The sequence below is a fragment of the Nocardiopsis codii genome (genome assembly GCF_036327455.1).
Lineage (GTDB): Bacteria > Actinomycetota > Actinomycetes > Streptosporangiales > Streptosporangiaceae > Nocardiopsis > Nocardiopsis codii.
Map to the genome: position 1 here is coordinate 1 of NZ_JAUZMY010000043.1, position 14,255 is coordinate 14,255.

Genomic DNA, 14,255 nt, shown 5'->3' on the forward strand with positions numbered 1-14,255 from the left:
CGTTGGTTCAGGGTGGCGTAGACCTCGGAGGCGCGGCCGAGGTTGGCGAGGCTGACATTGGGGACCTCGATGCCGGTGAGGACCTTGATCGCGTTGCGTGAGGAGTCGGACATGTTCGGGTCCAACGGCATACGCGACCCCTCCTTCCTCTGCCCCTGGCGCCGCCACGCGGCCATGGAATCAGTGGAACGAGACGTTAACGGCGGTAGAAGACGGACCTGTTAACAGATGAATGCACTGATGTGAGGTCTCGTTCGCTTTTGCCTCGTTTCAGTCCCTCGGTGTGAACACGCCGTGGCGCGCGGGGCGCGGGCGCGTCCCGCGCCCTCACCCCGCGGGGGACGGCTGTGGGTGGCGTCAGGTGAGCACAGCTTCGACGACGCTCATCCCGCTGCCGGGCACAACACGGTTCAACCGGAGCCAGAGACCTCGAACAGTTCGGCCGACCGGGTCGGGGTCCGCCGGGACGAACTGCTTTCCAACGCCCATGACCTGGCCTTCGTCGACATCCAGGGGGAGACGATCCGGACGTGCGAGAGGAGACGCCACCCCCGCCTGGTCGACCCACCGCTTCGACCCGCGAGGTGACCCGGGTCGTGTGAGGTGTCCCGGGTGGCCTCGGCCGGGCGTGAGGCGCAGCGCCTGGACTTCATCGACTGCGGGTCGGGCTCATACGGAACAGGCTTCCCTGGCGGAGGGCACCGTCCGTGCCGATCCCGAAGGATGGCGGGCTTTCCGCTGTTCGGCTGGTCATGCGGGTGAGGGCAGGGAGGCGTGGAGCCGGAACCGGTGCCCGGTCAGGCCCCTCGCGGTCCTCGGGAAGGCAGTCGGCGGGGACGGCGCGTTCCGTGGCGTGCCGGTCGATCTCGCGGAGAACGACGATCGGCCTCGTCCCCGGTCAATGAGTGGTGAGCCCCCCACACGCGGGGGCGGAAGGGCAAGTCCTCACGGGTCGTGCGCGCTGTCGCCGTCCCGCGGTTCCTGACCGGGTTCGGCAGGACTAGGCCGCGTTCGGCGGATCATTCCGGGCTCGCGTCCCCCAGGCTGCCTCTCGCCGCGCCGATTGCGCTTGGACAGCCAAACCCGGGCTGACCTGCGCTACCCGTCTTGTGAGAGATGGCCTGGAAGCCGCTCGCGTCGATCGGCGCAAGCGCCGAGTCAACCGAAAGCATCCACGGAACACGCCCTAGCCGGCGCCCTGAACCCGCTTCCCCCGTCGCGGGTCCCCGTCAGTCCCCTCCGCCGTCCCCACCGTCTCCGTCGCCGTCCCCCCAGCCGCTGCCGGAGGACCGGCCGTCGTACCCGGCACCTCCCCCGCCGCCCCCGCGCGGGGGCGAGTGGTCGTCCAACTCGATGAGGTGGTTGAGGCCGAAGCAGGCGAAGTAGGCGACACCGCAGAGGAGCAGGAGTCCCCCCAGGTCACCCCTCTCGTCGTCGTCGAGCTCGCCGATGACGGAGCCGAGAACAAGGAGGGCCATCAGCGCCAGGCAGACGAGGGCCAGGAGTCCCGCCAGGTTGATCAGCCACCTGGGATCCTCCAGCATCTCGAGGATGCCATCGAAGTTGTAAACCAGGTAGCCGCCGCCGATGATCACCAGAAGTACTGCCAGGCCGTCCACGAGACCACCTTCCAGGGTGCGTGGTGCGCTCATCCTTACACGCCGGCGGTGGGTTCTCGGGGTCGACGGGTGGCTGAATCAGGCCGCTTCCGGACAGCCGTCCCACCCCCACAGCGGGTACACCACAGGAATGAGCGAGCTCGTGTTCTCCAGGTCCGGTCACAGCGGCGTCCGAGGCAACCGTGTGGAGGTGGCGTTCCGCAAGAGCAGCTACAGCGCCGCCTCCCACGACTGCGTCGAGGTCGCCGACCTCCCCACAGGAACCGCCATCCGCGATTCCCGGAACCCGCACGCCGGTCACATCGACATCCCGCGGCGGGAGTGGGCAGTGTTCCTCGACGTGGCGCGGGGGTAGCAGGAAGGCCCCTCCGAAGAGGGGCCTCCACCGCTTGTCGTTGCAAGTCGGCACCCTCGATCGCGCGGGTGCTCACAGAGTTGCCCTGCGGGAGCGGTTCGCCGGTGAAAGCGTGATCCCCACGCGTGTGGGACGGACCCGGGCCACCCCGGCCCTGAGGAGCGACGTGGACGACGAGCAGACCGCGAGGACCCGCGCCGGCGCCATCTCCGGATGGGCGATCGTCACCTCTCTGATGACCGCCGTCGCCCTGATCGTGTACACCCTGACCGCCGAGGGTTCCTGGATCACGTGGACCCTGTGGGTGACGTGGGCGATCCTCGCCGCAGGCACGGTGTGGGCGGCGTCGGTCGTCCGACGTGCCGACCGCGCGGAGTGACGCTGACGCGAACATACCCAGGGGCATCCGACCCCACGGTGGTGCGGATGACGGACGGTGCGCGGAGTGCGGGGATCAGTGTCCCTGTCTGTACGTGCTGTCCTGATCGGCCTCGCACAGTCGCCTCAGCATCATCACGACCACGGCGCGCCACTCGGGCGCCAGGCTTGCGAGCCAGGCCTCGTCATCGGTCGGGGAGTCAGAGATTTCATCGTCCACGCAGGTCATGTACCCGCCCGGTCGGCTTCGTCCACCTCGTCCACACCCCCGGGACACTCGCTGCGAGCCCCACGCGCGTGGGAGTGGGACCGGGCCCGTCAGGTCCACCGGCCCATGGCGGGCCACGTCTTGCCGGGGTGGTCCACGGGGGTGAACCCGGCCGCGTCGAAGAACGCCACGCGTCCCTCCACGTACTCGCCCTCCTCCGGCAGCAGGAAGACCCACCGCGAACCCGCGTCGCGCGCCATGGCCACGAACTCCTCGAGCAGCGCCGTGCCGATCCCCCGCCGCCGCCACGCCGCATCCACGATCAGCGCCAGAACATACCCGTGCGGGGGAGGCGTGGGCGTTCCGGGACCCATGTAGGCGCCGTCCATGACCCCCTCGATCCAGCCCACCACGACATCCTCGTCGACGGCGACCAGGACCACGATGCCGTCGGGCCAGTAGCCGTCCGGGTAGCCCTTCACCTCGAAGTGCGGGGCCGCGGCCACGATCAGGGAAGCGATCGCCGGGCCGTCACCCGGCAGAGCAGGACGGATCAGCATTCCAGCACGGTAGTCCTCCGGTCGATCCGGTCACCGCCACCACGCCGCCGACGGGCACACCGCGAGCACGGGCGAACCCGAGTACCGCCCTCCTGGGGAACAGCACGGAACGGCTGCGTCGAGGTCCCTCCCCTCGGAACCGCTCTCCGCAGTCCCGGAATCCCCGGTGCGGCTGGTTGCCCTCTGCGCCTAATGGTCGGACCAGTTTGGTCGGAAGGGAAAGGCCGGCGTGAGGATAATCCGAAGGTAGGGAGATTTTCGGGCGAAGGAAGCCTGAATTGGTATGATGACACCTCTGTGCGACGTGCATGGCGCTGCGGCTTCCCGCTGCACCGCCGGCCCCGATGACTTGGAGAGATCCGTGCCCAGCGATTCCGGCGGCGAGCGCACGCCCGTCACCCAGAGGGCCGTCGAGCGGATCAAGGCGATGATCTCGGGGGGCGAGGTCGGACCCGGCGAGCGCCTGCCCACCGAACGCGACCTGTCCGCCCAGCTCGGGGTGTCCCGCAGCTCCATGCGCGAGGCCATCCGCGCGCTCACCACGCTCGGTGTCCTGGAGTCCCGCCACGGAGCGGGCGTCTACGTCACCGCGTTGCGTCCCGCGGACCTGCTGGAGACCTTCTCCGTCCTCGCCGAGGTGTCCCAGGGCCACACCCTCCTGGAGGTCCTCCAGGTGCGCCGGATGCTCGAGCCCGCCGCGACGGCCCTGGCCGCGGCGCGGGCCGACGCACGGGACCTGGAGCGCATCGGTGCGCTCCTGGAGCACATGGACGGCACCGCTGCGATGGACTGCGGCGGACTCCGCGCCGGCGCGCGCCTGGTAGGGGAGGGCAGTGACGGGGGAGTGCTCGACACCGCCGGTGCGGACCTCGGCTTCCACCAGGCCATCGTGGCCAGCACGGGCAACGCCACCCTCGCGGCGATCAACGACGGGCTGTCCTCGCGCACCTTCAACGCGCGCGTGTGGGCCGGTCACCGGGAGGCCGGTCTGACCGCGGAACTCCACGAGGACCATGAGCGCATCCACGAGGCCCTCGTGGCGCGCGACCCCGACGCGGCCAGGGCCGCCGCGACCGTGCACGTCCTGCGGGTGGAACGCTGGCTCCGAACCGATCTGGCGCGGAGCGGCGGGTCCGGGGACTGATCCCGGGCACGGAGCGGACGCACCGGGCCGGGACCGGTCTGCGGCTGCCACGCGGCGCCGACGGCCTCAGCCGTCACCGTCGCGGATGCCGTCCGCGACCTCCTCCGCGCCGAGCATCCGCGTCATGTCCTCGCGGTCCGGCGCCGGGGAGTGCTCCTCCTCGGACTCCGGTGCCCGCTCGGGAACCTCCCGGTCCAGCTCCGCACCGATGCCGAGGGCGTCGTGGTCCTCGATCTCCTCGATCCGGTGGCCGTACGGGTAGTCCTCCAGGAACTCGGCCACGGCGGTGTCCTGGTCCGCGGCACCCGCGTCCATGACCGCGTCCACGTCGTCGATGTCGCCCTCGTGCCCGAGTGCGGGCTCGGAGGGTCCCGCGTCGAATTCGTCGGGTCGTCCTGTCACCGGCCTCCCCCTCCCTCTCGGGTCCCTACTCCTGATCATGCCTGGTCGGGGCAGGGGATGCCAGTGGGGCGGGTGAGGACAGTCCGCGAAGCAGACGTAGTGGGCGAAAAGTGCGAAACGTCGCGTGGTCACGGACGGTAGGCTTTGGCGCTGTTGTCCGAGATTACGAACGGAGTCCCCTCTCCCGTGACCGTGCGCGACCGGGTCCGAACGATCGTCGAGGCCCCCTGGTTCCAGGCCGCCGTCGTCGCCCTCATCCTGATCAACGCCCTCATCCTCGGCATCGAGACCTCTCCCCGGGTGATGGCGGTCCACGGCGACCTCCTCCACGGCATCGACATGGTGATCCTCGCCCTGTTCGTCCTCGAACTGGGGTTGAGGGTGTTCGCCCACCGTGCGGACTTCTTCCGCGACCCCTGGAGCTGGTTCGACATGGTGATCATCGGGATCGCCCTGCTGCCGACCTCCGGGCCGTTCTCCGTGCTGCGCGTGCTGCGCGTCCTCAGGGTGCTGCGGCTGCTGTCGGTGATACCGACCCTGCGGCACGTCGTGTCCGGACTGTTTCGGGCGCTGCCCGGCATGATGTCCATCCTGTTCCTGGTGATGCTGCTCCTCTACGTGTCCGCGGTCATGGCCACCCGGCTCTTCGCGGAGGTGTCCCCGGAGTACTTCAACGACCTCCCCACCTCGCTCTTCACCCTCTTCCAGATCGCCACCGCCGACGGTTGGGGCACCATCGCCAAGGACGTGATGGAGCACAAGCCCATGGCCTGGGTGTTCTTCGTCGTCTTCGTGCTCGTGTCCACGCTCGTGGCGCTCAACCTGTTCATCGCCGTCGCGGTGGAGGCCCTGGAGAAGGACGACAGCGAGCAGAGCGACGGCGGTCCGGGCGACGGGCCGGGCGGCCGGGTCGGTTCGGACCCGGACGACGGCGGTCCCGACCCGGGGCACGCGCTGATCCTGGCCGAACTCAGGTCGCTGCGCGCCGAGGTGTCCGAACTGCGACGCGAGCGCCAGGAGGCGTGAACGCCGGAGCGCACCCGCCCCCGGTGAGGGGAATCCCCCGGCCGTGGCTGTGGAAAGCCCCTGAAGCGGGGGTGTTCGTGGCAGGCTAGGGCTGTGCGCCGGACGTCCCCGGACGGCGCGGCGCACACGCCTTCGGGCACAGCCGCACGGTGGGAGCGTCCCGAGGACCGAGCACCCGTGCGCCACCGCCCGCACCAGACCCCACGGACGACGAGGAGCGACCGGATGTCTGCCAGTACACCCCTCCCTCGCACTGAGGACACCGGAGAAGGGGCCCCCGCGGCCCTTCCCCTGGACCACAGAGAGGAGTGGACCGCGCTGGGAGCACACCGTGCGCGCCTCGGCCCCGCCCACCTGCGCGAGCTGTTCGCCGACGACCCGTCCCGGGCGGCGAGGTACACGCTCGACGTCGGCGACCTGCACGTCGACTACTCCAAGAACCTCGTCACCGACGAGACCCTCGGCCTGCTCCGCGAGCTGGCCGCCGCCACCCGCGTCGCGGACCTGCGCGACGCCATGCTGCGCGGCGACCACATCAACGTCACCGAGGACCGAGCCGTCCTGCACACCGCCCTGCGCGCCCCCCGTGGTGCGGTCATCGAGAACGACGGCCGCGACGTGGTGCCGGACGTGCACCGGGTCCTGGAACGCATGGGCGACTTCGCCGACCGGGTCCGCTCGCGCGAGTGGCGAGGTCACACCGGCCTGCCGGTGCGCAGGATCGTCAACATCGGCATCGGCGGCTCCGACCTCGGTCCCGCCATGGCCTACGAGGCGCTGCGCCCCTACACCGACCGGGGCCTGGAGTTCCGGTTCGTGTCCAACGTGGACGGCACCGACCTCCACGAGGCGCTCATCGACGCGGACCCGGCCACCACGCTGTTCGTGGTCGCGTCCAAGACCTTCACCACCGTCGAGACCATCACCAACGCCACCGCCGCGCGCGGCTGGCTGCTGGACGGGCTGGGCGAGAAGCCCGGCGGCGACGCCATCGCCAAGCACTTCGTCGCGGTGTCCACCAACACCCCCGAGGTCGAGGCCTTCGGTATCGACACCCGCAACATGTTCGAGTTCTGGGACTGGGTGGGAGGCCGCTACTCCTACGACTCGGCCATCGGCCTGTCCCTGATGGTGGCGCTGGGCCGCGAGCAGTTCCTGGAGATGCTCGCCGGGTTCCACCTGATGGACACCCACTTCGCGACCGCCCCGGCCGAGCGCAACCTGCCGTTCCTGCTCGGCCTCCTGGGCGTCTGGTACGGCGGCTTCCTCGACGCCCACAGCCACGCGGTGCTGCCCTACAGCCACTACATGTCCAAGTTCACCGCCTATCTCCAACAGCTCGACATGGAGTCCAACGGCAAGTCCGTGCAGCGGGACGGGCGGCCCGTCGGCTGGCAGACCGGCCCGGTGGTGTGGGGCACCCCCGGCACCAACGGCCAGCACGCCTACTTCCAGCTCCTGCACCAGGGCACCCGGTTCGTTCCCGCGGACCTCCTCGGGTTCGCCAACCCCGCCCCCGACCTGCCCGTGTCCCTGGAGTCCCAGCACGACCTGCTCATGGCCAACCTGTTCGCGCAGGGGCAGGCGCTGGCCTTCGGCAAGACCGCCGAGGAGGTCGCCGACGAGGGTGTGCCCGCGGAACTGGTCCCGCACCGCACCTTCGCGGGCAACCACCCCACCACGACGATCCTGGCCGACCGGCTCAGCCCGTCCGTCCTGGGGCAGCTCGTCGCCCTCTACGAGCACAAGGTGTTCGTGCAGGGAGCGGTGTGGAACATCAACTCCTTCGACCAGTGGGGCGTCCAGCTCGGAAAGGTCCTGGCCAAACGAGTCGAACCCGCCCTCAGCGAGGGCGCCGACGTGCCCGGCCTCGACGCCTCCACCGCCTCCCTGGTGGAGCGCTACCGCTCCCTCCGCGGCCGGTAGGGGAAGGGAGTGCGGACCGGGGGCGGTCGCGAGCCGCTGCGCCCCTGGTCCCGCCGGTCGGAGGTCGCGCCGCGCCGCGAAAATCCTTTGCCCGCCCGGGGACCGTCCGGTTAGCCTGGGGCCGACATGCTGAACTGACATCGAGACCGATCCGCCGAGCGTGCGGGGCTCGCCCGTCCGGGGCTTGAGCCGGTACCCCGCTCCGCGTACCCGCGAACCCGCGGTGCGGTCTCGATGTCGGCGGCGGACCCTGCGTCCGCTGCCCTCCGGCAGGCCGCTTCGCGCTCCACGGATCCGCGCTCCACGCGCCCGGGAGGCGACGGGACCGGCCGGGCATCGGGACCCACCCCCAGACGAAGGGTGGTCCCACTCCGTGACCCACGAATCCACACCCGCACAGGGCGGCGCGCCCGCCACATCCGCGAAGTCGACGCGCCCTCCCACGGCGGCGCCCGGCGCGAGCGGTCCGCCGCTGCTGCGCGCCCGCGACCTGGCCCGCGTCTACGGCGACCACGTGGTGTTCGACGGGGTCGGCCTCGACGTGGCCCCGGGCCAACGCTTGGGGTTGGTCGGAGAGAACGGCGCGGGGAAGTCCACCCTGCTGCGCCTGCTGTCGGGGGAGGAGGAACCCGACGCGGGCCGGGTGGAACGGCCCGACGACACCGGCTTCCTCTGCCAGGAGCTGCCGCACCACCCGGAGACGACGCTGGCCCAGGTCATGGAGGAGGCGCTCGCGCCCGCCAGGGAGGTGGAGCGGAGGCTGACGCGGAGCGCGGCGGCGCTCGACGCCGCTCCCGGGGACGCCGGGGTACTGGCGGCGTACGCGCAGGCCCTGGCCGACGCCGAGCGGGGGGAGGTGTGGGACGCCGAGCGGCGCGCCGAGCTGGTGGTGGCGGGACTCGGGCTGGGCGGGGTCGAACCCCGACGGCGGGTGGGCCGGATGTCGGGCGGGCAGCGCGGCCGTCTCGGGCTGGCCGCGCTGCTGGTCCGCCGCCCGCGGGCCCTGCTGCTGGACGAGCCCACCAACCACCTGGACGACCAGGCGCTCGAGTTCCTGGAGGGGTTCCTGCGGGGCCTGCCGGGAGTGGTGGTGCTCGCCAGTCACGACCGGGTCTTCCTGGACGCGGTGTGCACCGGCCTGCTGGACCTGGACCCCGCGATCGAGGGCCCCACGTACTACGGAGGCGCGTACTCGTTCTACCTGGAGGAGAAGCGGTTGGAGCGGGAGCGCTGGGAGCAGCGCTACCAGAGGGAACAGAGCGACCTGAAGGGGTTGCGTGAGGCGGTGCGGACCACCTCGCGCCAGGTCTCCCACCACCGCGCACCGCGGGACAACGCCAAGATGGCGTACGACTTCTCGGGCGGGCGCGTGGAGAAGCAGGTGTCGCGCCGGGTCCGCAACGCACGGGCCCGGCTGGACGAGCTGGAACGCGACCAGGTGCGCAGGCCGCCGAGGCCCCTGGCGTTCAGCGCGCCGTTGACCCGCGCCCCGGGGGAGGCCGACGGCAACGCGATCACCCTGCGGGACGTGGTGGTGCCGGGCCGCCTGCGGCTGGAGCACCTGGACCTCCCACCGGACGGCCGCCTGCTGGTGACCGGCCCCAACGGGGCGGGCAAGTCCACCCTGCTCTACGCCCTGGGGCGCCGGCTGCGGCCGGAGACGGGGCAGGTGCTGTGGCGGAGGGGGGTGACGGTGGCGCTGCTGGAGCAGGACGCTGTGTTCTCCGCCCCGGAGAGGACCCCGCGCGGGCTCTACGACGGGTTGAACGCGTCGCTGCCGGACGCCCCGCGCCTGACCGACCTGGGCCTGGTGGCGCCGCGTGACCTGGACCGGCCGGTGGGGCTGCTGAGCGTGGGGCAGCGGCGCCGCCTGGCGCTCGCCATGCTGATCGGGCACTCCCCGGACGTGCTGCTGCTGGACGAACCGACCAACCACCTCTCCCTGGCACTGGCGGAGGAGCTGGAGGAGGCCCTGGGTACGGCGCCGGGAGCTGTCGTGGTGGCGTCGCACGACCGGTGGCTGCGCCGCAACTGGTCCTGGTCCGAGTTGCGGCTGGTCGACGGCGGTGCCGCGGGGGAGGCGGAGTCCGCTTCCTAGGGACCGGCCGTGCTCCTCGCGGGCTGCCTGGGCGGGTACCCACCGCACGCCTCGGCGGCCCCGGCCCCGATCTAGAAATCCACAACATAAAGGTGGAGTGTTCGGGAGTTCGTTCGAGGTCCTTCGGGGTGGGAGGCGCCAGATTCCGTGGCCATCCTCCTCGCCCCTGGCCCTCGCCGTGTTTTGACGCTCGTGGCCGGCGTGTACGGGATGAACTTCGACCAGATGCCGGAACTGCACTGGGCATGGGGGTATCCGTTCGCCGTGGCGCTCATGCTGGGCCTGGGCGTCGGGCTCTGGGGCGTGTTCAAGTGGCGCCACTGGCTCTGAGCCGCTCGCCGGTGCGGCGGCCGAGCCCGCCCCGGGCGTGCGCCCGACTCCGTGCAGAGCGCCGCGCCGGGGCCGGTCGAACAGCACGAGCCCGGCGGTGCCGACCAGGTGGTCGGCCCACCGGGACGGGCCGATTTCCCGGAGTGCGCCGGGCACGCCGAAGCCCGTGTCCCTGGGAGACGACCGGGGCGTGGACGGCGTCGACTCCTGTGGTCGTCCCGCGCACCCCGACTCACCGGCCCGGGTGCCGGGGTTCGATCACCGTGTGGCCCTCCCACAGCGGGCCGCCGACGCGGTCGAGCACCTCGCGCCCGACCGCGTACGCCCGCGCCGGATCGTCCAGGGCCGCCACGACCCGGTCGGCCAACCCGGCGTCCAGGTAACGGAGTTCGCGCAGCAGCCACTTGCCCGATCCCTGCCAGTGCCGCCCGGCGGCCAGCGCCAGCCGGGCGGCCTCGGTCAGTGCACGCCAGGCGACGAAGGCCCTCTCCCCGGGGTCGGCCGCCCCGGCGAGGTCGTCGAGCAGGTCGGTGAGGACGAACCGGCGCTCGTCGAGCTCCGCGCGGGTCAGGGGTGCGGGACCGGCCGCCAGCCGGTCCCGCATCTGCGCCTGGAACGCGGCGCCGAGACCGCCCGTGTCGGTCACCACCACCCCTTCCGCCAGGAGGCGGGGGATGCCCGGCCAGCGGTGTGCCAGGTTGTCCTCGCAGTAGGCGGCCAGGGTCTGCGGGTCGTGGACGAGGACTTCCACCGGCCAGCCCGCCCAGCGCAGGCAGTGCCGGTACGGGGCGGCCCGGGGCGGGGTCACCACGACCACGTCCAGGTCGGAGGTCGGGGTGAGGCGGCCCGCGGCGGAGCTGCCGCCGAGGACCACCGCCAGGGCCTCGGGGAACAGGCGGCGGGACAGGTCCAGGACCGTGGGGACGGGGGCTTCCCGCTCTCTCTTCATCTCGTGGTCCTACCGCCGCCGGGCCCGGTCCACGCGCGGGTTCCGTCGGAGGGAGGCGTGCGCCGCCCTCCACGGGCCGGGGGGAGGGCGGGGCCGCCGGCACACGTCGGACCCGTCTCCCGTATAGCCCCAGGTTGTCGCGGTTTGTCCCGCGTGGGACAGGGCGGTCGCAGCCCGGCGCGGACGCTGGAAACGCCCATGTCACTCGTGCAATCTTTGCGTAGTCGATCTACTACGTAAAGCGATAACGGGGGCAGTGCCACATGACCGCGCCGATGGACGCGCCCGAGTCGTCCCAGCACGCCGACCCCGAGGCGGTGGTCGCCGGAGCGGCGAACGCGGCGAACCGGTCCCTGCGCCAGATCGCCTGGCAGCGGTTCCGCCGGGACAAGGTCGGGATGGCGGGCGGGATCGTCGTCATCCTCCTCATCCTCGTGGCCCTGTGCGCGCCCCTGCTGACCGCCTGGTTCGGCCACCCTCCCAACCAGTTCAACCAGGACCTGGTCGACCCGCTCACCGGCGGTGTCCTGCGCGACCCCGACGACCCCGCCCAGGGGCTCGACCCGTGGGGCGGCGTCAGCACACAGCACCTGCTCGGCGTCGAACCCGTCAACGGCCGCGACCTGTTCAGCCGCATCGTCTACGGCGCCCGCACCTCGTTGCTGGTCGCCACCGTCGCCACCGTGGTGTGCGTCGTCATCGGCACCGTGCTCGGTATCGTCGCCGGGTACTTCGGCGGCTGGGTCGACACCGTCATCAGCCGGGCCATGGACATCTTCCTGGCCTTCCCGCTGCTGCTGTTCGCGATCGCCCTCGTCGGCGTCATCCCGGACGGCGCCTTCGGCCTCTCCGGCAACAACCTGCGCATCGGCGTGCTGGTGTTCATCATCGGGTTCTTCAACTGGCCGTACATCGGCCGCATCGTGCGCGGCCAGACCCTCACCCTCAAGGAACGCGAGTTCGTCGAGGCCTCGCGCAGCCTCGGCGCGGGCAGCGCGCACATCGTCTTCCGCGAGATCCTGCCCAACCTCGTCACGCCGATCCTCGTCTACTCCACCCTGCTCATCCCCACGAACATCCTCTTCGAGGCGGCCCTGAGCTTCCTCGGTGTCGGCATCAACCCGCCCACCGCCACCTGGGGCGGCATGCTGGAGGGCGCCCTGCGCTTCTACACGACCTCGCCGCACTTCGTGATCATCCCGGGTCTGGCCATCTTCATCACCGTCCTGGCGTTCAACCTCTTCGGCGACGGGCTGCGCGACGCGTTCGACCCCCGCTCCTCCGACTGATGCGCCCCGCCCGTCCCGGGCCCGTCCCGTTCTCCGGACCGTGCGCCGCACGGTCCCAGCAGCGAATTCAGGAGGCAAGGTGAGTACCCATCACTTCACACACGCGGGGCCGCCCGGGCGGCAGCGCGGACGCGGCCGGGCGGCCGTGCCCGCGGCCGCGGCGGCGGTGCTGGTACTGCTGCTGAGCGCCTGCGGCGATGGCGGTGGCGGACGCGGGGGAGAGGCGGTCGACGCGGAGTTCAACGAGGGCGAGACGCAGATCGTCAACCCCTCCGACCAGACCGGCGGCACCCTGCGGTACGCCATCTCCTCGGACTTCGACTCACCCGACCCCGGCAACACCTACTACGCGTTCAGCTGGAACTTCACCCGCTACTACGCGCGCACGCTGCTCACCTACACCCCGGAGCCGGGGGAGGCCGGTACCCAGCTCCAGCCCGACCTGGCGGAGGCGATGCCGGAGGCCAACGACGACTCCACCGAGTGGACCGTCAAGCTCAAACCCGGCCTCAAGTTCGAGGACGGGTCCGAGATCACCGCCCAGGACATCAAGTACGCCATCGCGCGCAGCAACTTCGGCGACCAGGCGCTGCCCAACGGGCCCAAGTACTTCCAGGAGCTGCTGGCCGACAGCGAGGACTACGAGGGGCCCTACGCCGACGAGGCCGATCCGCTGGCCGGGTTCGACGGCATCGAGACCCCGGACGACCACACCCTGGTCTTCCACCTCAACACGAGCTTCTCCGAGTTCCCCTACGTGCTGGTCCAGCCCCAGACCGCCCCGGTCCCGGCCGACGCCGACAGGGGCGAGCAGTACCAGGGCCACGTCATCTCGTCCGGTCCCTACAAGTTCGACGGCGACTACCGTCCCGGGGTGTCGCTCAACCTGGTGCGCAACGACCAGTGGGACCCCGCCACCGACCCGACCCGCAAGGCGCTGCCCGACCGGATCGAGGTGCAGCTGGGGGTCGACCAGAACGAGATCGACCAGCGCCTGGTCAACGGCGAGCTCGACGTCGACCTCGGCGGCACCGGAGTGGGTCCGGCGATGAAGGGCACGCTGATCACCAACGAGGACGAGAGGCACAGCGTCGACAACCCGCAGACCAACACGCTGCGCTACGTCAACGTCAACACCGTCATCGAGCCCCTGGACGACCCGGCCTGCCGCGAGGCGGTCATGTTCGCGGCCGACCACGACGCCCTCCAGCGGGCATGGGGCGGCGACACCGGCGGTGACATCGCGACGCAGATCATGCCGGCCGCGCTGCCGGGCTCCGATCCCGGCATGAACCTGTACCCCTCCGAGGAGAACAAGGGGGACCTGGACAAGGCGCGCGAGAAGCTGGAGGAGTGCGGTGAGCCCGACGGCTTCTCCACCGCGATCGGCGCCCGAGCGGACCGCCCCGCCGACGTGAGCACCGCCGAAGCCCTCCAGCAGGCCCTGGCCCGGGTGGGCATCGAGGTGGAGATCAAGCAGTACCCGTCGGACAGCTACACCAACACCCAGGCCGGGTCCCCGGACTTCGTGCACGAGAACGACCTCGGCCTGACCGTGTACGGCTGGGCGCCGGACTGGCCCAGCGGCTACGGGTTCATGAGCAAGATCCTGGACGGCAACGCCATCCAGCAGGCGGGCAACAGCAACATCTCCGAGCTGGACGACGAACAGATCAACGACTGGTTCGACGAGGTCGTCACCATCGACGACGAGGAGGAGCGCGCGTCGATCTACACGCAGATCGACGAGCGGGCCATGCAGCAGGCCGTGATCGTCCCGGCTGTGTTCGAGCGGACCGTCCTGTACCGGCCGCCGAACCTGACCAACGTCTACTACCACGTGGGCTACTCGATGTACGACTACATGACCCTGGGCACCACCAGGGAGTAGTCGGCAGCGGGCCGGGCCCGTGATGGCGCGGGCCGGTGGGTGCGTTCCGACCCCGGAAGGGGAAACGCACCCACCGGTCC

13 protein-coding genes are annotated in these 14,255 nt (G+C 71.1%); 9 read left to right on the forward strand and 4 right to left on the reverse strand.

Annotated elements, in window-relative coordinates:
* Positions 1-1,229: 1,229 nt before the first annotated feature.
* Positions 1,230-1,652 (reverse strand): hypothetical protein, encoded by a 423-nt coding sequence (locus Q8791_RS28500; protein WP_330094929.1) that lies wholly within the window; start codon positions 1,650-1,652, stop codon positions 1,230-1,232.
* 97 nt (positions 1,653-1,749) lie between these two features.
* Between Q8791_RS28500 and Q8791_RS28505 the strand changes: the two genes are divergently transcribed.
* Together Q8791_RS28505 and Q8791_RS28510 are read left to right on the forward strand one after the other, a co-directional pair.
* Positions 1,750-1,974 carry a DUF397 domain-containing protein gene (locus tag Q8791_RS28505; RefSeq protein WP_330094930.1) on the forward strand — a complete coding sequence of 75 codons (225 nt, stop codon included), beginning with the start codon at positions 1,750-1,752 and terminating at the stop codon, positions 1,972-1,974.
* Between the two features lie 166 nt (positions 1,975-2,140).
* Positions 2,141-2,353: a hypothetical protein gene (locus Q8791_RS28510; RefSeq protein ID WP_330094931.1), complete on the forward strand. Its 213-nt coding sequence runs from the start codon at positions 2,141-2,143 to the stop codon at positions 2,351-2,353.
* A gap of 317 nt (positions 2,354-2,670) precedes the next feature.
* Here Q8791_RS28510 and Q8791_RS28515 read toward each other — a convergent pair whose 3' ends face one another.
* Complete coding sequence (locus Q8791_RS28515; RefSeq protein ID WP_330094932.1) at positions 2,671-3,120, reverse strand: GNAT family N-acetyltransferase; 450 nt, start codon at positions 3,118-3,120, stop codon at positions 2,671-2,673.
* 427 nt (positions 3,121-3,547) lie between these two features.
* Here Q8791_RS28515 and Q8791_RS28520 point away from each other — a divergent pair, with 427 nt between their 5' ends.
* The gene (locus Q8791_RS28520; RefSeq protein WP_407942069.1) at positions 3,548-4,264 is read left to right on the forward strand and encodes a FadR/GntR family transcriptional regulator; all 717 of its coding nucleotides are present in this window, start codon (positions 3,548-3,550) and stop codon (positions 4,262-4,264) included.
* Between the two features lie 66 nt (positions 4,265-4,330).
* On the opposite strand, the gene Q8791_RS28525 is transcribed toward Q8791_RS28520, so the two are convergent.
* Positions 4,331-4,666 (reverse strand): hypothetical protein, encoded by a 336-nt coding sequence (locus tag Q8791_RS28525; RefSeq protein WP_407942067.1) that lies wholly within the window; start codon positions 4,664-4,666, stop codon positions 4,331-4,333.
* Positions 4,667-4,852: 186 nt separating this feature from the next.
* Here Q8791_RS28525 and Q8791_RS28530 point away from each other — a divergent pair, with 186 nt between their 5' ends.
* The 4 genes from Q8791_RS28530 to Q8791_RS28545 all read left to right on the forward strand — a co-directional run bounded on the left by Q8791_RS28530 (position 4,853) and on the right by Q8791_RS28545 (position 10,046).
* Positions 4,853-5,692, forward strand: coding sequence for an ion transporter (locus tag Q8791_RS28530; RefSeq protein WP_330094934.1), 840 nt, complete (start codon positions 4,853-4,855; stop codon positions 5,690-5,692).
* 225 nt (positions 5,693-5,917) lie between these two features.
* Positions 5,918-7,618, forward strand: a complete 1,701-nt coding sequence (pgi, locus tag Q8791_RS28535; protein ID WP_330094935.1) for a glucose-6-phosphate isomerase — start codon at positions 5,918-5,920, stop codon at positions 7,616-7,618.
* Between the two features lie 472 nt (positions 7,619-8,090).
* Positions 8,091-9,716 (forward strand): ABC-F family ATP-binding cassette domain-containing protein, encoded by a 1,626-nt coding sequence (locus tag Q8791_RS28540; RefSeq protein WP_330094965.1) that lies wholly within the window; start codon positions 8,091-8,093, stop codon positions 9,714-9,716.
* Positions 9,717-9,908: 192 nt separating this feature from the next.
* Positions 9,909-10,046 (forward strand): CorA family divalent cation transporter, encoded by a 138-nt coding sequence (locus tag Q8791_RS28545; RefSeq protein WP_330094936.1) that lies wholly within the window; start codon positions 9,909-9,911, stop codon positions 10,044-10,046.
* 232 nt (positions 10,047-10,278) lie between these two features.
* Here the strand turns inward: Q8791_RS28545 and Q8791_RS28550 are convergent, their stop codons facing one another.
* On the reverse strand, positions 10,279-10,995 hold the full coding sequence (locus Q8791_RS28550) for a nucleotidyltransferase domain-containing protein (RefSeq protein ID WP_330094937.1): 717 nt from the start codon (positions 10,993-10,995) through the stop codon (positions 10,279-10,281).
* Between the two features lie 263 nt (positions 10,996-11,258).
* On the opposite strand from Q8791_RS28550, the gene Q8791_RS28555 reads away from it, so the two are divergent.
* Both Q8791_RS28555 and Q8791_RS28560 read left to right on the forward strand, forming a co-directional pair.
* On the forward strand, positions 11,259-12,284 hold the full coding sequence (locus Q8791_RS28555; protein WP_330094938.1) for an ABC transporter permease: 1,026 nt from the start codon (positions 11,259-11,261) through the stop codon (positions 12,282-12,284).
* 79 nt (positions 12,285-12,363) lie between these two features.
* A complete protein-coding gene (locus tag Q8791_RS28560) occupies positions 12,364-14,175 on the forward strand; it encodes an ABC transporter substrate-binding protein (RefSeq protein WP_330094939.1) in 1,812 nt (603 codons plus the stop codon).
* Positions 14,176-14,255: the final 80 nt, after the last annotated feature.